This window comes from Prosthecobacter sp., assembly GCF_020439865.1.
In the GTDB taxonomy this organism is placed as follows: Bacteria; Verrucomicrobiota; Verrucomicrobiia; order Verrucomicrobiales; family Verrucomicrobiaceae; genus Prosthecobacter.
On sequence record NZ_JAGRPF010000064.1, the window covers coordinates 38,499 to 57,141 of the forward strand.

General features: G+C 60.4%; 13 protein-coding genes. 8 read left to right on the plus strand and 5 right to left on the minus strand.

The genetic code is table 11. The annotated features are described in order from the left end of the window. Positions 1 to 39 precede the first annotated feature (39 nt). The 5 genes from KDL09_RS06405 (at position 40) to KDL09_RS06425 (ending at position 6,610) form a co-directional block, all read left to right on the plus strand. Positions 40 to 933, plus strand: a complete 894-nt coding sequence (locus tag KDL09_RS06405) for a sugar phosphate isomerase/epimerase family protein (RefSeq protein ID WP_294382866.1) — start codon at positions 40 to 42, stop codon at positions 931 to 933. 37 nt (positions 934 to 970) lie between these two features. Next, the gene (locus tag KDL09_RS06410) at positions 971 to 1,768 is read left to right on the plus strand and encodes a PIG-L family deacetylase (protein ID WP_294382868.1); all 798 of its coding nucleotides are present in this window, start codon (positions 971 to 973) and stop codon (positions 1,766 to 1,768) included. A gap of 92 nt (positions 1,769 to 1,860) precedes the next feature. Next, on the plus strand, positions 1,861 to 2,295 hold the full coding sequence (locus tag KDL09_RS06415) for an NYN domain-containing protein (protein ID WP_294382870.1): 435 nt from the start codon (positions 1,861 to 1,863) through the stop codon (positions 2,293 to 2,295). A 29-nt stretch (positions 2,296 to 2,324) separates the two neighbouring features. Then, on the plus strand, positions 2,325 to 3,047 hold the full coding sequence (locus KDL09_RS06420; RefSeq protein ID WP_294382872.1) for a tetratricopeptide repeat protein: 723 nt from the start codon (positions 2,325 to 2,327) through the stop codon (positions 3,045 to 3,047). Beyond that, on the plus strand, positions 3,044 to 6,610 hold the full coding sequence (locus tag KDL09_RS06425; RefSeq protein ID WP_294382873.1) for a hydantoinase B/oxoprolinase family protein: 3,567 nt from the start codon (positions 3,044 to 3,046) through the stop codon (positions 6,608 to 6,610). The genes KDL09_RS06420 and KDL09_RS06425 overlap by 4 nt, the downstream gene beginning before the upstream one ends. On the opposite strand, the gene KDL09_RS06430 is transcribed toward KDL09_RS06425, so the two are convergent. From KDL09_RS06430 to KDL09_RS06450, 5 genes are all read right to left on the minus strand, one after another. Next, positions 6,597 to 8,033, minus strand: coding sequence for a PPC domain-containing protein (locus KDL09_RS06430; protein ID WP_294382875.1), 1,437 nt, complete (start codon positions 8,031 to 8,033; stop codon positions 6,597 to 6,599). The two genes, KDL09_RS06425 and KDL09_RS06430, sit on opposite strands and share 14 nt — an antisense overlap. Next, positions 8,033 to 9,373 carry a DUF1501 domain-containing protein gene (locus tag KDL09_RS06435; protein ID WP_294382879.1) on the minus strand — a complete coding sequence of 447 codons (1,341 nt, stop codon included), beginning with the start codon at positions 9,371 to 9,373 and terminating at the stop codon, positions 8,033 to 8,035. Before KDL09_RS06435 ends, KDL09_RS06430 begins: the two co-directional genes overlap by 1 nt. A gap of 69 nt (positions 9,374 to 9,442) precedes the next feature. Next, complete coding sequence (locus KDL09_RS06440; protein ID WP_294382881.1) at positions 9,443 to 12,919, minus strand: DUF1553 domain-containing protein; 3,477 nt, start codon at positions 12,917 to 12,919, stop codon at positions 9,443 to 9,445. A gap of 69 nt (positions 12,920 to 12,988) precedes the next feature. After that, positions 12,989 to 13,591: a protein-S-isoprenylcysteine O-methyltransferase gene (locus tag KDL09_RS06445; protein ID WP_294382883.1), complete on the minus strand. Its 603-nt coding sequence runs from the start codon at positions 13,589 to 13,591 to the stop codon at positions 12,989 to 12,991. A 101-nt stretch (positions 13,592 to 13,692) separates the two neighbouring features. After that, complete coding sequence (locus KDL09_RS06450; RefSeq protein ID WP_294382886.1) at positions 13,693 to 14,706, minus strand: heparan-alpha-glucosaminide N-acetyltransferase domain-containing protein; 1,014 nt, start codon at positions 14,704 to 14,706, stop codon at positions 13,693 to 13,695. Positions 14,707 to 14,784: 78 nt separating this feature from the next. Between KDL09_RS06450 and KDL09_RS06455 the strand changes: the two genes are divergently transcribed. Genes KDL09_RS06455 through KDL09_RS06465 form a run of 3 tightly spaced genes read left to right on the plus strand, consistent with a single transcriptional unit; the run spans position 14,785 to position 18,617 of the window. Further along, positions 14,785 to 17,340: a CehA/McbA family metallohydrolase gene (locus tag KDL09_RS06455; protein ID WP_294382888.1), complete on the plus strand. Its 2,556-nt coding sequence runs from the start codon at positions 14,785 to 14,787 to the stop codon at positions 17,338 to 17,340. Positions 17,341 to 17,344: 4 nt separating this feature from the next. Further along, complete coding sequence (cdd, locus tag KDL09_RS06460; protein WP_294382891.1) at positions 17,345 to 17,731, plus strand: cytidine deaminase; 387 nt, start codon at positions 17,345 to 17,347, stop codon at positions 17,729 to 17,731. Between the two features lie 10 nt (positions 17,732 to 17,741). Further along, positions 17,742 to 18,617, plus strand: a complete 876-nt coding sequence (locus KDL09_RS06465) for a D-hexose-6-phosphate mutarotase (RefSeq protein WP_294382893.1) — start codon at positions 17,742 to 17,744, stop codon at positions 18,615 to 18,617. Positions 18,618 to 18,643 lie beyond the last annotated feature (26 nt).

Here is an 18,643-nt window from a genome sequence, read left to right on the forward strand (position 1 = left end):
CCCGTGACAACTCACGGCATGCACCTCCGTATTCACGCCATGTCCAACCGCCGCCATTTCCTGCAATCCCTCTCCAGCACCGCCCTCCTCGCCGCCACCGGAGGTCTCGGCGCTCAAGAAGCCGCCAAGCCCGCCCGCAAACTGCGCAAGGCCATCATGGGCGGCACCTTGGGCATCAAGGGGACCTTGATCGAAAAATACACGGCGGCCAAGACCGCCGGCTATGAAGGCGTGGAACCGGCCGGTGGCATGAACCAGCAGGAGGTGATCGACGCGCTCGGTCAGTCAGGTCTGCAGGCCGCCAGCGTGTGCTGTCACACCCACTGGAAGCAGACGCTCACGCACAACGATCCTGCAGTGCGCGAACAGGGTCTGCAGGGCGTGCTTCAAACCCTGCGTGATGCCAAGGCTTACAGTGCGGACTCCATTCTCGTCGTCCCGGGCGTTTGCAACGAAGAGGTGCCGTATGACCTCGCGTGGGAGCGTTCGATCACCGAGATCAAGAAGGCCGTGCCACTGGCGAAGGAACTCGGCGTGAAGATTTCCATCGAGAACGTCTGGAACAACTTCATTCTCAGCCCGCTCGAAGCCGTGCGCTATCTCGACGAAGTGGGCGATCCCATCGTCGGCTGGCACTTCGACATCGGCAACGTGCTGCGCTACGGCTGGCCGGAGCAGTGGATCAAAGTGCTCGGGAAACGCATCAACCGCATCCACGTCAAAGAGTACAGCACCAAGAAGATGAAGGACGAAGGCGTCTGGAAAGGCTTCGACTGCGACCTTACCGAAGGCGACAACAACTGGCCCGCCATCATGAAGGCGCTTGATGACGTGGGCTATACGGGCTGGGCCATCAGCGAGCAGCGTGGAGGCATCAATCCAGGCGGCCTCAACATGCTTGTCGAGCGCATGAACAAGATCTTCGCGCTGTAATTCAGGCATTCGTCATTCTGAATTCGTCCTTCCCCCGATGCCCTCCGCCCTCGCTCTCTTCGCCCATCCTGACGACATCGAGTTCGTCGCCGCCGGAACCTTGTTGCTGCTCAAGGAGTGTGGCTGGGACATTCACTACATGAACATGTGCACCGGCAACGGTGGTTCGGTGCAGATGGACGGCCCCACGACAGCCAAGAAGCGTCTGGAGGAAGGAAAGGAAGCCGCCCGAATCCTTGGTGCCACGTTTTACCCGCCGATCAGCGACGACCTGGAACTGACCTACGACGTGAAGTATTTGCGCCAGGTGGCTGCCGTCGTGCGCATGGCACAGCCGAGCATCGTCCTGACGCATGCACCAGCCGACTACATGGAGGATCACATGGCGGCCTGCCGCCTCGCCGTCACTGCGGCGTTTTCCCACTGCATTCCCAATTTTCAGACCGAGCCGCATCTGCCTTCCTATCTGCATGACGTGACTGTCTATCACGCCATGCCCCATGGCCAATGCGACCCATTGCGGCAGAAGCTTCTGGCGGGCGCCTACGTGGACACCACCAGTGTCCACTCCCTCAAACGCGAAGCGCTCGCCGCCCACGAAAGCCAGAAGCACTGGCTCGATGTCAGCCAGGGCATGGACTCCTATCTCATCAGCATGGACGAGGCATCTCATGCGATCGGCCGGCTCTCCGGCCGATTCGAACATGCCGAAGGCTGGCGCAGACACTTGCATCTCGGCTTCAGCGCCAAGGAGATCGACCCTCTCAAGGATGCGCTAGGCGACCTCTGCCTGATCAACGAGGCATACGAGAAGGCCAAGGCCACGCCGGTGTAGGCAGAGTTCAAAGTTCCCAGTTTAAAGTTTCGAGTTGGCGTGTTGTCCGCTCTCAACTTGAAACATGGAACCTGAAACTTGAAACTCCTCCCATGTCCGCCCCGCCGACCTACCTGCTCGTGGACGGCCACAGCGTCATCCACGCGTGGCCGGAACTGTTGCGCGAGCACCGGGTCGCCTCGAGACGTCATCTGGCACGCACGGAACTCCTGAAGCGGCTGCGCAATCTTCAGGACATGACCGGCACGCAGGTGGTCGTAGTTTTTGACGGCGCAAAGCAGGGTACCAACGAGGAACGGGAACCGCAGGGACTTCAGATCATTTTTGCCGATCCTCGCACCACGGCGGACACGATCATCGAGCGTCTCGTCGCCAGATATGGCAAGGATCGCACCCTGAGAGTGGTCTCCGCCGACGGCATGGTGCGTGAAACAATTCTGTCACTTGGTGCCGAATGGATCAGCCCCGAAATCCTCCACAGTCTATGCGATGGCGCCGAAAGCAGCATGCGCAGCCGCCTTGCCTGATTCCCATTCACGCTTTAACATTCGCCTCAATGAGACTGATCCAATCCTTACTGATCCTGACTTTAGGCGCGGCCTCCGCATGGTCGCAGACCTCCAAGCCCGCCAGTCAGCCCCAGACATCCGATGAAGTGAAAAAGCTGCTCATGGAGGCCCGCGACATGCGTGTTCAGCAGCGCTTCACCGATGCTCTCGAAAAACTAGACGCGGCGGAAAAGCTCGCCCCAAATGTGGCTGACATCTACGCTTTGCGGGGAGACATCTACCTCGCTCCACGCCGACGTGACTTCGAACTCGCACTTCCTCAGTTCGAAAAGGCGGCCGAGCTCCAGCCTGACAGTCCGCTGCCCAAGTTCAACCTCGCCGAATACTACTTCGTCAAGCATGATTTCGACACCGCCCTCAAGGCCTTCACCAAGCTGACCGCTGACTATCCGAAGCTGCCGATGGTCATCCGCCATCTCGTTCATTACAAACGAGCGCTCTGCGAACTCAAACTGGGGCATCGTCCGGCGGCGGAAAAGATCGTCGCCGACACCTTCACCTTTATGGATGACACGCCGGCCTACTACTTCAGCAAGTCGGCACTGGCCTTTGATCAAGATGACAAGGCAAAAGCCAACGAGTGGATTCAGCGCGGCGTAGCCGTTTTCAAAGCACAGAGATGCGAACCTTACTACGACGCCTTCAAAGAGCTGCGCTGGGTGCCTGACATGGATCTCGCCGCCCCCAAGGATGAGCCCAAGCAGCCGTGAAGTGGCGCATCGCAGCCGACACCGGTGGAACCTTCACCGACTGCCACGCTCTCGACCCGCTGGGCCGTGAATCACGCTGCAAAGTTCTCTCCACCGGCCATCTGCGCGCCGTTCTGGCCAGTAAGACGGGCACTCTTGTCCATCTCTCCGGGCTTCCGCCCCTTCCCTCCGCCGTTCTCGTCGGCTTCCGCATTCACGCCGTGGGTGAATCGTACCATCGCACCATCGTTTCGCTCGATGAGACCACAGGCGAGATCATCCTCGACTCTCCGGTAACATGGCCTGCAGGCACCCTTCTCGAGCTCACCACCGGAGAGGAAGCGCCGGTGCTCGGCGCTCGCATTCTCACCAACACGCCGCCGGGAAGTGAATTTCCGCCGCTGAGTCTTCGCATCGCCACCACGCGGGCCACCAACGCCCTGCTGGAGCACAAAGGCGGTCGCATCGCGCTCTTCATCACGCGGGGATTTGGAGATCTCCTGCAAATCGGCGACCAGCGTCGCAGCGATCTGTTTGCGCTCAATCACGAACCCCGTCCCATCTTCCATGAGATCGTTTGCGAGGTGCCCGAACGGGTCGGCGTGAACGGCGAAGTGCTTGAGCCGCTCGATGAAGCCGCCGTGCGTGCAGCCGCGCTCGATTGCGTTGCCATGGGCATCACCACTGCGGCGGTTTCGTTGCTTCACGGGCACGCGCATTCGCAGCATGAACAGCGCGTCGCCGAGATTCTGCGTGAGTGCGGCTTCACTCATCTCACTCTCTCACACCAGACCGCCGCTTTTGCGAAATTGCTGCCGCGCACTCAAAGCACCGTGGCAGACGCCTACCTGCACGCACCCGTGCAATCATTCCTCAACGGCATCCGCCGTATCTCGCCTGACATGCAGGTCATGACCAGTGCCGGTGGATTGAAAACGGCCGATGACATCCGCCCAAAGGACATGCTCCTCAGCGGCCCCGCCGGAGGTGCCATCGGTGCCGCCAATGCTGCGCGTCGTTTGGGAATCACGAAGATCATCACCTTCGACATGGGCGGCACCAGCACCGACGTGGCCCGCATCGACACACGTCCAGGCTATCGTTTTTCTCAAGACGTGGCGGGCATGAAGCTGCTCGCTCCGTGCGTCGCCATCGAAACAGTCGCCGCAGGCGGAGGGTCCATCTGCCAAATGACCCATCACGGCCTTGCCGTCGGCCCTGAAAGCGCCGGATCAAATCCAGGCCCGGCGTGCTATGGCAAAGGCGGTCCTTTGACCATCACTGATGTCAATCTGCTGCTCGAACGCTTTGATCCCGCACGCGCGCCCATTCCCCTCGATGTGGAGGCTGCCAAACAACGCCTGCGCGAACTCCATGCACAAACCGACAGCAGTTTGAGCGAAACAGATCTGCTTCATTCCCTCCTGCGGCTCGCCATCGAACACATGACCGATGCGATCCGGCGCATCTCCATCGGTGAAGGCTATGATCCTGCTGATCACGCGTTGCTCGCCTTCGGCGGCGCCGGCCCGCAGCACGCCTGCGCTGTCGCCGAGGCCCTTGGCATGAAAACGATCCTTGTTCCCGAGCACGCAGGCATCCTCAGTGCCGTCGGACTGCAGGAAGCAGTCCCCGAAAGGATCATCGAGAAGGAATACCGCGTTTCGTTGGCTGATTTTTTGTCAGACACGTCCGACTTGTCCAACAAGTCAGACACAACCACCCAGATCGCCGAACTGCGCCTTAAAGGCCAAGACACCCCCATTCAGGTGGAGTTTGATGATCCCGCAGCTCTTCCGAAACTCTACCGCGAAGCCTACGAGCGCCTGTTTGGCTACGAACCGCCTGCCAATCGCGAAATCGAGATGGTGAGCGTGCGCATCATCGTCAAGGAGGGGGAGCCTCCTGTCTCCCCCATTCCAATTCAGGAAAAACCTCTCTCTCCCACACCTGAACTGATTCAGGACGCGTTCAGCACCATCGTCATCGCGGCCGGATGGAGCGTGGAGAAAGTCGAAGGCTTCGGCCATGTGCTGCGCTGCGATCAGGCGGCCAGCCCGGCGCTCACACTCGAGCGCGACCTGCTGCGCCATCGTTTCCACTCCATCGTGAGCGACATGGGCGCCCTGCTCTGCCGCACGGCCATTTCGACCAACATCCGTGAACGGCTCGATTTCTCTTGTGCCTTGCTCGATTCGCACGGGCGACTCCTTTCCAGCGCTCCTCACATCCCGGTGCACCTCGGAGCTCTTGGCGTGTGCGTTCGAGAAGTCGCCAAGGCGGTCCAGATGCAACCGGGAGACACGATCATCACCAATCATCCGGCCTTCGGCGGATCGCACCTGCCTGATGTTACACTCATCACGCCGGTGTTTGATGTGAGTAAGAAACTCGTCGGCTACATCGCCAACCGGGCGCATCACGCAGAAATCGGCGGCATCACCCCAGGCTCGATGCCTGCAAACGCCACACGATTGATTGAAGAAGGCGTCGTCATTTCCCCGCGACACTTGATTCGCGAAGGCCAGTCATGTTTCGAGGAAATCGGTACCCTGTTAAGCACCGGACCCTATCCCACCCGCAATCTCGCTGACAACCTCGCCGACCTGCACGCCCAACTGGCGGCCAACCTTCATGGAGTGGAGCGTTTGCGTGCTTTGGCGAGCCAGTCGCTCGCTGCAACGATGCAAAGCATCCTCGATCACTCGGCCCAGGTCATGCGTGCTCAAATCGAGCGCCTGCCCGATGCGATTACAGCCACCGAGAGACTGGATGACGGATCTCCGATTGCTGTTTCGATGCGCAAAGCCCGGGGAAAGCTCATTCTGGACTTCACCGGCACGTCTTCCGTCCATCCGCGCAATTTGAATGCCACCACGGCCATCGTTCGCAGCGCCGTGCTGTATGTCATGCGGCTCATGCTTCAGGAAGATCTGCCGCTGAACGAAGGGCTGATGGAACCGGTGGAAATCATCTGTCCAGAGTCCCTGCTCAACCCGACCTTCACCGGCAATGCGTCCCGCGATCCGGCGGTTGTCGGAGGCAATGTCGAAGTCAGCCAGCGCCTCGTGGACACGCTCGTCAAGGCGCTCGATCTGCAGGCCTGCAGCCAGGGCACCATGAACAACTTTCTCTTCGGAGGTGAACGTTTCGGCTACTACGAGACCATCGCAGGAGGCTCGGGAGCTGGAGATGGCTACAATGGCTCCCACGCGCTTCACACGCACATGACGAACACCGCCATCACCGATCCTGAGATCATCGAGCAGCGCTACCCTGTGCGTCTGCGCCGGTTTGCGATTCGGCACGGCTCAGGAGGTGAAGGTCGGTGGCGCGGTGGCAATGGTGTGATTCGTGAGTTTGAGTTTTTGGCACCGCTGACGGTCAGCCTGCTGACGCAGCACCGGGTGGAGGCTCCGTTTGGCCTGCATGGCGGCTTGAGTGGAAACCTGGGTTCTCAGAACCTGCTGCGAAACGGTCTGACGACGAAACTCGAGGGCTGCGCTTCTTTGGAAGTTCAGACCGGAGACCGTGTGATCATCGAAACGCCCGGCGGCGGCGGTTGGGGCGTCACGGCTTCTTGATCGCCACCGTCAGCCACGGATGCGTATCACTCATGATGAGCAGATCTCCGCGGGGTTCGGTAAATGGGATCGCATAACTGGCAGCGAACGTCTGGAGGGAATCAGGCGCACCGGCGACGATCTCCACGCCAAACGGGGCCTGACTTGCGGCGGCATCTGCTGCCGCTGTCAGCTTGAGTTTCACCTCGCCGCCTTTGGCTGGCACCTCGACTTCGGGACATGTGACGCCGGGAGGCAGCTGGGTGGCTCTGGCCATGATCTTGCCGCTGAAGGTCCCGTTGGTCTTCACCGTGACTTTGACTTCGACCGTCTTGCCCGCCTCGATGCGGTAGGCATGCGTATCGAGCGTGGCGGTCAGGCGTGGAGTGAACGGGTGAACGTCGAGTTCGTAAAGATGGTCGGCGCTGCCGTGCTGAAAGCGATCGGCGACGATGATCGCATAGTCGCCATCCTTCGGAGCCTTCCACTTCAACGAGGGATCGGTGTTATCCACGTCATCGGTCTGCTGGATCACTTTGCCTTCGGCATCCTCAATGCGCAGTGTGGCATCAAGCGGACTACGGAGCGCATAGGCCCTCACATCGATCTGCCATTCGTCTCCCTTCTTGGCCGTGACGGCATAGCGGTCCTCTTCCGCAGGCTTGCCAATGCTGCCGGTGACTTTGGCGGGAATGGTCAGCGTCTTGGGTTCGTTGATCGCCACGACCGGTTTGGGCTCGTCGGTCACGGTGAGTCGATAGACATGGTTCGCGCTACCTTTGAGCGAAACATCGGCGGCGGGAGGATGTGCGAAGGCAAAGATCTGCACGAACAGCGTGCCATCGGCGGTTGGCGTGTATTCGATGCGGGGATCGAGATTGTATGTGTCGTGGCCACCGGCGATTTCGATGCCACGCTCGTTCAGCAGACGGATCGCCGGGTCCATGGGCGAACCCAGCGCGTAGCCGTGCAGTTCCAGCGTGATGCGTTTGCCCTTCTGCACTCGGATCGTGTGTGTGTCCACGTCGCCGGATTTCTCCAGCGTGCCGTTGATGGTCACGTTCATCTTCGCCTCGGCGGCTTGAACGTCCGACAGCGAATCGTTCGGTTCCTTCTCGATGACTTCCTCAAACCTGCCCACTTCGATGATGCGCGGCTGCGTGGAACCCTCGTCATTGTAGAGGCGCATGAGATAGGCGCCGGGCGCGGCATCCTTGGCAATGTTCAGGAAGTATTTCTTCGGCTTGTCGCCCGCCAGCACGACGATGTGCGGATCGCTCGTCCACGCGGCCGGCGAGTCTTTCTCGAGTCCTTTGCCTGCGACGGTGACCTCCATCCTGCCGCCGGGCGAACCGCCGGCAGGGTAAAGGCTGTCAAAGGCTGGAGGCGCTGCGTGAGCAGCGATTCCGAAGGTCAGCGCGATCAAACCCGCCCGTGCACGCATCACGCAAACAGCTCGCGGATGGGCCGGCCGCCGTTGATGAGCTGCACCGGACGTCCCGTGTTGGTGTGCAACACCTGATGCGGATCAATGCCCAGCTTCGTGTAAAGTGTGCACGCAAAATCCTCCGGCGAGTAGATGTTGTCGCTGGCGTAGTAGCCCTTGGGATCGGTGGCACCGACGATGCCGCCGCGTGGCACTCCCGCGCCTGCGAAGAGGATGTTCATCGCGCCCGGCCAGTGATCGCGCCCGCCGTCCTTGTTGATCTTCGGCGTGCGGCCAAACTCTCCAAGACCGACGACCAAGGTGCTTTCCAACAGGCCGCGGCGGTCGAGGTCGGTGATCAGAGCAGCCATGCCCTGGTCGAACTTCTTCATGAAGTCGCCTTTGCAGGTCTTGAACAGCTCGCGGTGATGATCCCAGCCGCCGTAGTTCACGGTTACAAACGGCACGCCGACTTCGACGAGGCGACGCGCGAGCAGCATGCGCTGGCCGAGATCGTTGCGGCCATACAGGTCACGCGTTTTGTCATCTTCGAGCGAGATGTCAAAAGCCTCTTGGGCAGGCTTGGAGGCAATCAGATCGACCGCCTGACCATAGAAGGTGTCAAAACTCACCGCCGGGTCTTCCGCGACGGCGTCGTTGAGGCGCTTCATGCGATCCAGCGAGACGCGCAGTTCACGACGGGCCAGACCACGCGCTTCGGAAATGTCAGAAGGCAGCACGACGTCGCGCACTTTGAAACCCTTCGAATTCGGATCTCCGCCGGCGACGAACGGCGCATGCTCCGCACCGAGGAAGTTGGGGCCGCCGCTGCGGGTGATGCTCGGCAGCGTCATGTAGGCGGGCAGTCCGTTTTTGATGCCACGCTTGTAGCTCACCACGCTGCCGAAGGATGGATGAAAGGTCACGAAGGCACCGCAGCCGACCGGCACCGGCGTTGGCGCTCCGGTCATCATGTAGTGGTTGCCGCCGCCATGATTGGGATCCTTGTGCGTTACGCTGCGCAGCACCGTGAACTTGTCCGCCGCCTTGGCGAGGTGTGGCACGGATTCGGAGAACCTCACACCCGGCACGCTCGTTGGGATTGTCCCGAACTCGCCGCGAATCTCGCTCGGCGCATCCGGCTTCGGATCGAACATCTCGTAGTGCGACGGCCCGCCGTCGAGCCACACCAAAATGCAATTCACCGGCCGGGCGATGGAAGGCTGTGGCGCTGTGGCGGCCATGGCCCGTGCTCTCAGCAGGTCGGTGAAACCCAACCCACCACCAGCGGCGGTGAGTCCCAGCTTCAAGAAATCACGCCGCAGGTGACGGGCGCAGTTGTGAGTGATTCGAGACATTCAGGGGGGAAGGACCCGCAAATTACGGGTTGTGGCGGTGATTCTTACGAAACCGCAAAAAAGATCGCCTCAATGGTTAAACACGAACTCCGCCGAGTTCAGCAGGCTCCACATCACGTCCTCGATCGCCGCCTGCCGGTTGGCGACGCCAACGTCGAGTGCCTTGTCGGCGATGGCCGCTTCTTCGGGCGTGGGCAGGCGTGAGTAGCAGGCGAGGTAGAGTTCCTCTGTGATCTGGGCCGGGGTCAGGCTTGTTTTTGCGAGTCGTGTCGCACGGCCTTTGCTGTTGATGAGCATTTCCTGCAGCTTGGTGGAATTCATGAGGTGCAGGGCCTGCACGACGCTGGGTTTTGCATCGCGTTCGCAGGGGCACTCGGAACTGGCGTTCGGACGGCCGAAGGCGTCCATGAACTGGCTTTCGAGCTTGTGATTCCACGTCTGTTTCGCCAGCGCGTCGGCAGGCATGCCGGAGAAGTTCTCGCGGACCTCGGTGACTTCGCAGACCGCGTCGAGCAGCGATTCAGCAGGCAGACGGCGACGGTAGCTGCGGCTGTAGTTCTTCAGGTCGGCAATGTTCGTTTCGTTCGGGAGGCTGCTGAGACGATAGATCTGCGACAACATGATCGTGCGCATGAGGTGCTTCAGGTCGTAGCCGTGCTTCACGAAGTCCTGCGCCAGCCAGTCAAGCAGCGGGCCGTTCGTCGGAGGATTCGAGGCGCGGAAATCGTCCACGGGATCGACGATGCCGCGGCCCATGTAGCTGGACCATACGCGGTTCACGATGGCATGGGCAAAGTAGGGGTTCTTGGGATTCGTCATCCAATCGGCCAGCACGGCGCGAGGATCCTGCGTGTCGGCGATGGCGATTTCTTTGTCGGCGGGCGGACGTGGTTTGAGCGCGGCCTTCGTCACCGGATGCTCGATGCTCGCGGCACCTGGAGCGAACCACCATTGCTCCGGTTCGCCGCTAATCGGCGCGGAAATGCCCTGGCCCTTGCGCTTCATCTGCGTGAAGAAAGCGGCCATCTGGTAGTAATCCGTGAGGTCCCATTTCTCGGTCGGATGATGATGGCACTTCGCGCATTCGAGGCGCACACCGAGGAAGATCTGGCCGACGAAGGTGGCCGCATCCACGGGTTCACGTTTGTCACGCCAAATCGCCACGGGGCCGTCCTTGTGCGTGTTGCCCTGGGCGGTGAGGAGTTCGCGCACGAACTGGTCCCACGGTTTGTTGTCGCGAAAGCTCTGCCGAATCCACTGGTCGAGCAGATAAACCGGCTTCACGCCGACGCGTGAGGGGTTCGGACGAATGAGATCGCCCCATTTGATCGCCCAGTGGTCCGCCCATTCCGGACGCTGCAGCAGCGCATCAATCCACTGCTCGAACTTTTTCGGATCCTTGTTGGCGAGGAAAGCTCGCGCTTCTTCCACCGTCGGCAGCATGCCGATGGTATCGAGTGTGCTGCGGCGCAGAAACTCCGCGTCGGTGCAGGTGTCGCTCGGCAGATGGCCGAGCTTCTGCAGGCGCGCATAGACGAGCTTGTCGATCTCATTGCGCACCGTGAGGTTCGCGTAGCGCTCAGGTGGGAAAAGTTTGTCCGCAGGCACCGCCACGCGCGAGATGGCCACCATGCCCATGTAGCGCGCCACGATCACCGTCTCGCCGCTCTCGCTCGTGGTCTGCATGTGGCCTTCCTCATCCACGGAGGCGATGGATTTCTCGGAGGAAATGTAGTCCGTGAGTCCGGTGACATCGCGTTTCGTGCCGTCGCTGTAATTGGCCGTGACCTTGAGCGTACCCGCCTCGTTCTTGCGATACGTCTTCTCCGCCGGTGCCACGTCGATGCCTGTGAGCGTCGGCTGTCCCGGCGTCTCGTAGGGCATGCCCTGGCGGATCCATTCTGCGATGGTTTTTGCCGATGCGGAATCCGGTTCAAAACGCTGTCCGCCTTCGTGCTGCACGCGCACCACGGCCTTTTGAAGCAGCAGGCTGTCCTCCGGCAGCGCGGGGAAGACACGACGGCCACGCGAGTCCTTCACCAGTTCCATGTAATCGCCCTTCGGATCGAACGCGAAGATCGACAGCTTGAATCCGGCCTGCCCGGAAGCCTTCGCATGGCAGGCGCCGAGATTGCAGCCCGCCTTGCTGAGAATGGGCAGGATGTCCTGCGTGAAGGAGAGGGCTTTCGGATTGGGGACGACCGACGAAGAATTGGGAACGGCGAGCTTGGTGATCGCGGCCTTTTCATCGAGACGAATCACCTCGCCCGAATCCATCGTGGCAAAGAGATCCTTGCCATCGGCCGTCATCACAGCGGCGTTCGGCACGCCTTCGAGTGTGACGAGCTTCTTTTGCTTGCCGCTCGTGAAGGCCAGGCGCACGCCGTCGTGGGTCTTCAATTCAGTGACGCTCGTCACGTTGCCGTTGTCATTGAGAAACGTCAGGCTCGTGGAATCCGGCGACCACATCAGCGCGTTGACTGGTGTTGATTTATCACCCAACAGCATCAGCATCTCCTTGCTGGCGATGTCCCAGACTTTGAGATCCTTGTCCGCCGATCCGGTGGCGAGCCATTTGCCGTCCGTGCTGAAACCCAGCGTCACCACATGGCCAACGTGACCTTCGATCTTGGCGATCTCCTTGAAGGTCGCCGCGTCCCACACCTTCGCGAGGTTGTCCGCGCCTCCGGTGGCGAGTTGCTTGCCGTCACGGCTCAGAACGAGGCTCAAAATGTTGTCCGCATGCGCCTCGACGGTTTGCGATGGCTTGGCCTCACCGAGCTTCCAGCGATGCAGCACACCTTTCGCTGCGGTCGCCCCATCAGCGAGGATCATCGTTGCCTTGTCCGGCAGGAACGTCAGTCCTGTCACACGACCTTCGAGCGGCGCAGCCAGCGTATGCACCACCTTCCAGTCGGCAGACTTCCACACCAGCACACTGCGATAACCACCCGCTGCCAGCAGCGTGCCATCCGCATTCCAAGCGAGCGATTGCACCACGTCCTTGTGACCTTCCAGCGTCGCGACCACCGGTGAATCCTTCGTGCTCACATCACGCACCAACACGCGATTGCCCAGTCCGGCAGCCAGCCACTTGCCATCCGGGCTCAAAGCGAGCGCCGCCGCTGGCGTGTGACTCGCGGGCAGCGCGGCCAGTTTGTCCGCCGGCGTCAGTTCGCCAAACTTCTTCAAGGCCGCGTCATCCCAGGCCGCACCCGAGTTCACCCAGGCCTTCAGCAGATTGATCTGCTTCTCCGGCATCTGCTTCTTCGGCGGCATATGCGCATCGCCCGGATCATTCAGCGCGGCGATCAGCGCACTGCGCGCCGCGTCGCCCGCCTTCAGCGCGGCGCCGTTCTCACCCCCCTTGAGCGCGAGGTCGCGCGTCTCCAGCGACAGCCCGCCTTTCTTCTTTTCCGCGTTGTGACAGCCGAGGCATTGCGTCTTCAGAATCCCCATCGCCTGCGCCGGATGCACCTTTGCCACCTCCGCGGAAAGCGAGGTGGTGAACAAGACGGTCAAAAGAACATGGCGAAGGGGGATCATGAGCGCCGCAGATTACGGACGCTGATCAATCTCTCTTGCCGTGCTCGTCGGTGGGTTCGTCCAATCTACTCACGCCTTCTCCCCGGCAGTCCATCGTGGCCAAAGCCTTCCCGTCTGTCGCATGTAGGTGCGGTATTGGTCGCCGAACTTCTCGCACATCAACTGCTCCTCACGTGGGACACGCATGAAATACATCGCAGCGAAGGCGGGCGCGACGGACCAGCCGGCGAGCCAGTTCTGCAGCAGCATTCCCTGCGCGAATGCCCACAGCCAGATGGAGGCATACATGGGATGGCGGATGAAACGGTAAACGCCGCGAGTCACCAGTTCGTGATTCTCTCGCAGTTCCAGGCTCACCGACCAGTTCTGCCCCAGATCGCTGTGCGACCGCCAGAACAGCCAAAGCGAGACGATCATCGCCACCGTTCCGATCCACGGCACAACAATTGGGAGACGATAATCCGCAAAGGCGAGCCAGGGCGTGAAGAGATAGAGCACCGGCAGCAGCAGCGTGCCCGGCGCCATGCCCGCCAGCAGTCCTTTTTCCAACCCGTCCATACGTCTCACCTCCTTCTTCTCGTCCTTCGTGCGCAGAATGAAGACGTGCCGGATCCGATAATAGATCACGAACCCGATGAGGAAGACGATGTTCCATGGTTGAAGGATGTTCATGGGAAGCTTCGTCGTCAGGTTCAGTTTTGAGCGTGCTGATCCAACCACAAATCCACGACGAACGTCAACGCCATTTGTGAGAAGCCTGCGATGCTTTCAAATCACGAAGCGTCTTTCGACTTGGAGCCAGCCCCTCCCCTGCCCTGTCGAACTCGCACCCGGCGTCGCTCGTTCCACCACCCCAGCATCAACGAGACGCCAAACAACAGCGCGAAGATCAAAAACACGGTCCACAGCGGTTGTGTGCTTCCAATGATCTGCTGCAACGGCCGCCTTGGCAGCGGCACGGCATGGATCAGCAGCAGATGCACCACGTAAAGAAGCAGCGATTCACGACCGGCAAGCCGCAGCCAGCCGGTGCCCGCGCTGATTCGGTCAGCCACGCAGGCGGTGAGCACGGCGGCCATCATCACCCAGCCCAGACGTTCCAGGAAGAACTCCGGTTCGCCTCCGGGCCAGGGTGAATAAGGCTGAGCGAAGGTCAGTAAAGCTCCTGACACGAACACGACAGCCGCTCCACGATTCAGGGTGCCGCTCCAAAAGCTGCGCGTCAGAAAACCTGCCATGCCGAAACCAACCCAAGGGAAAAGGGCGAACCACGAACCATGGTTGCGACTGAAATACTGATCGATCAACAACACACCCGTATGCCAGCTCTCGGCCGACTTTTGCAGGCCGACAAATGCGAGAAGCAACACAGCGGCCACCGCGTTCCGCCAGCGCACGAAACGTTCGGCCAGCAGCATCAGCAGACCGCTCACCGCCAGGCAATGCAGCACATTGACCGTGCAGGCCGCCTTCCATGCCTCCGGCGTGAGCAGCGCCTGCCAGGGCACATACATCAGGTAACCGATGAGCCACACCATCAACAGTCGCTTGGCCGCAGGCCATGCCGGTTTGGAACCGCCCGTTGTCACATGCGCGCGCACGAAACCCGCGATCCAGAAGAAGGCCGGGGCGATCAGACCGTGATAGTAGTCGAGTTCATGAAACCACGGTGCGTCACGCAGATTCGCATCGAGAAACGTGTGTGCCGAATGCGTCCAAACCATGCCGAGCACCGCGAGACCGCGGAACAGATCGAGCCAGGCAAGGCGTTGGGGAGCAGCGGCCACGCGGCGAGATTAACAAAGTTGTGTCGCGGCACAAGATGACTCTCGCCCTGCCGTTTGTTACAGCTTCACCCACCTTCCATGAAATTTGCCCTCTTGCTCCCCCTGCTCTTTGCAAGCGCCCTGCCCGCCGCCGAAGTCTTTGAAGCCGCGCTCGGTCGCGAAACGGAACTGCCCAAAGGCAAGGAAGCCGACGGTATCCTGGGCGACTTCGTTCTGCGCAGTGACAAGGTGGAGGCCGTGATCTCACACAACGCCGCAAACCGTCGCGCAAACATGAGCACCTTTTACGGCGAAGACGGTGTCACCCCGGGTGCGCTCTATGATTTGACACTGCGTGGCGCCAGCAACGACCAGCTCGTCATTTACAGCCCCTGCGGTCACGGTCCGGTCAGCTACGTAAAGATTGCCAATGTCAAAGAAGAGGGCGCCGCCGCCGTCGAATCCGTCACCACCGCAGCAAAGAACGGCGGCGTGTTCAAACGTCATGAATATCGTGTCAAAGACGGTGTGCAGGGCGTCTTCATCACCACAGTGCTGCGCAACGAGACCGACAAACCGCAGAAGACTTTCACCAAGGATGATCTGATGCGGTTTGAATCCACCGGCGAAGTGCAGGGCATTCGATGGGCCGATGCGATCAATCCCGCACATAAGTGCGGTTATGCGTTCGCGACCCTCAGCGTGAGCGGCATCGACAAGCTCGAAGACACGATCGAATTGCAGCCGAAACAGGAGGTCGCTATCTCACGCTTCTTCGCCGTGGGCACATCTCCGGCGCAGGCCGTGGGCGAGGTATGGGCAGTGAAGGGAAAAACCGGAATCGTTGAAGGATTATTGACCGACGAGAATGACAAGCGGCTCGCGACGGGTTCCATCGCCATCAAGCAGGGTCAGAGCAGTATCCTGGCGTACCCTGATTTGGAAGGCCGGTTCAACCTCCGCCTTCCTGATGGGAAGTACGAGTTCGTTGCCTCTGATCTGGGCCGTAACGAAGTCACCGCGAATGTTACCGTGAAAGCCGATGGGGTAGTAAAGCACGCTTTTGGTCTCTCGGCTGCCTCCGGCATTCGCTTTGCGATCAACGATGAGGCAGGCAAACCCATCCCGTGCAAGGCGCACTTCGCGCCGCTGGATGAAAACGCTCCGAAGCTCAATCTCGGCCCGAAGCATCGCGCGCATGGTTGCGTGGACCAGTATCACAGCGAGAACGGCCACTTCACCCAACAGCTCCCGCCGGGCAAGTACCGCGTCGTCGTTGTGCGCGGACCGGAATACAGTCACCTTGCGAAGGAAATCACGCTTGAGGCCGGTAAGACCGCCGAATTCAAAGGCACGCTCAAACGTCTCGTGGACACGAAGGGCTGGATCAGCGCCGACTTCCACAATCACAGCACGCCGAGCGGCGACAATGTCTGCGACACCGACGGCCGCTTGATCAACATCGCTGCCGAGCACCTCGAATTCGCGCCAACCACCGAGCACAACCGCCTCTACGACTGGGAACCGACGATCAAGGCGCTAGGCCTTCAATCCTACATCAAAACAGTCAAGGGCATGGAACTCACCGGCAGCCGCCAGCACTTCAATGCATTCCCGTTCGAGCCTGATCCGCTCAAGCAAGACGGCGGTGCCCCCGTTTGGAACGATGACCCTCGCATCACCGCACTCACGCTGCGACGCTGGCAGGGCGAGCGTGCGGATCGCTGGATTCAGTTCAACCATCCCGATCTCGCGAACATGTTCATGGACCGCGACAGCGACGGCGTTGCGGATGGCGGCTTCGTCGGCGTCGGTGACATGATCGACGGCTCTGAAAGTGAGAACGGACCTGGCACAGACATTCTGGCCGATGCGCCATTCAAGGTCAGCCGTCCCGCCGGCTCCTTGGCCGCCAAGGTCTCGCAGGTGCGTGAGTTCATATGGCGTCAGCTTTTGAATCAAGGTCTGCGCGTCACCGCCGTCGGTGTGGCCGACGCGCACAGCGTTTATGGCAACGGTGTTGGCTGCTGGCGCTGCTACCTGCCCTCCAGCACCGATGAGCCGGCGAAGATCGACTGGGCGGAACTCTCGCCGCATGCGAAAGCCGGCCACATCGTGCTCAGCACTGGTCCCTTCCTCGAAGTCACGACACAGAACGGCAAGATCGCCGGTGACGACGACCGCGCGACCGGAGTCATCGATCTCAAGGTGCGTGTGCAATGCACCGACTGGATGGACATCGACCGCGTGCAGGTGCTGGTGAACAGCCGCCCTGATCCGAAGCTCAACTTCACCCGCGCCACGCATCCGCAGATGTTCAAGGACGGCGTAGTGAAGTTCGACCAGACAATCCACGTGCCGCTGCAGCATGATGCGCATCTCATCGTCGTGGCCATTGACGAAGACGGCGATGAAAAGACCTGCTACGGCACCAGCGACTACGCCAAGATGCGTCCCTGCGCCTACAACAATCCGATCTACATCGATGCGGACGGCCACGGCTTCACGCCGAACGGTGACACGCTTGGTTTCGATCTTCCTGTCGGCGGCATGAACGCGGACAAGGCCAAGGCGCAGCTTGTCAAAGCTGGTTTGATCAAGGAAGAACCCAAGACTGGCACCGCACCTGCGGGTGAAACGAAAAAGAAAAACTGAACTCATGACCGGCACCCCCGATCTCCTCGAACTGGCCAAGGTCTCCGCGGAACAGGCTTACGCGCCTTACTCGCGGTTTCAGGTTGGTTGCGCCGTCTTCACTGAACGCGGCGGCCTTTTCACCGGCTGCAATGTGGAGAATGCGAGCTACGGACTGACGATCTGTGCTGAGCGCAATGCAATCTTCCACGCCGTGTCCGAGGAAGGACCGGCGATGAAGATCGCCACGCTCGCCGTGGTTGCGCTTGGGCAGGAGTTTCCGCCGTGTGGAGCCTGCAGGCAAGTGATCGCGGAGTTCGCGACGCCAGAAACCACGGTCTGGTTTCTGCGCGACGGAAAACCGGTGGCGATGACGATGGCGGAGTTGCTGCCTGCTAGCTTCAGGATATGAATGCCCGAGCATGACTCTCCCTCCTTCCGTCCGTATCACCGAAGAACTCTCTGAATATCCCATCCTCGAAATCGATCATCCGGCAGCAAGCGGGCGAATCGCGTTGAACGGAGCACATGTGATGGAATGGATTCCCGAAGGCCATGATCCTGTGCTGTTCATGAGCATGGCGGCGCAGTTGGAGCCTGGGAAGGCGATCCGCGGCGGCATTCCGGTGTGCTGGCCGTGGTTTGGACCGCATCCGCGCGATACAGCGATGCCCGCCCATGGATTTGTCCGCACCATGATGTGGAAGGTGGACGTGGCGCGTGAGAACGATTCGGAAGTCGAGATCGTGCTGAAAGTTCAAGACTCCGCCGAGACAAAGACTTACTGGCCGCATGCCTTCTCGGCACGTTTGCACGTGCGCATGGGCGCGTTTCTGGAAGTCACGCTGCAGGTGGCGAACACAGGAACCGCCGCGTGGGATATGACGGGGGCGCTGCACACCTATCTCAATGTTGAAGACGTGCGGCAGATCTCGGTTCACGGACTGCATGGCACGCAGTATGTCGAGAGCCGCCTCTCACCGGAGAAGCGGCCGCAGCACGGGCCTGTGGTCATCGATCAGGAAGTGGACAGGCTCTATGCTTCAGATGCGCCAGTGATCGTGCATGATCCCGCCTGGAAGCGCGAATTCATCATCGAAAAAGGCGGCAGCCTGGCCACAGTCGTATGGAATCCCTGGATCGAAAAATCCAAGCGCCTTGCCGATTTGCCTGACGAGGCGTATCCCGAATTTCTCTGTATCGAGGCGGCCAACGCCGGCGAAGATGTGGTCACTGTGATGCCCGGCCAGGAGCATTTGCTGATGCAGCGTATCGACGTTCGGAAGCTTCATGCCTGATGATGAGTGAGTGACGGTAGCAGAGG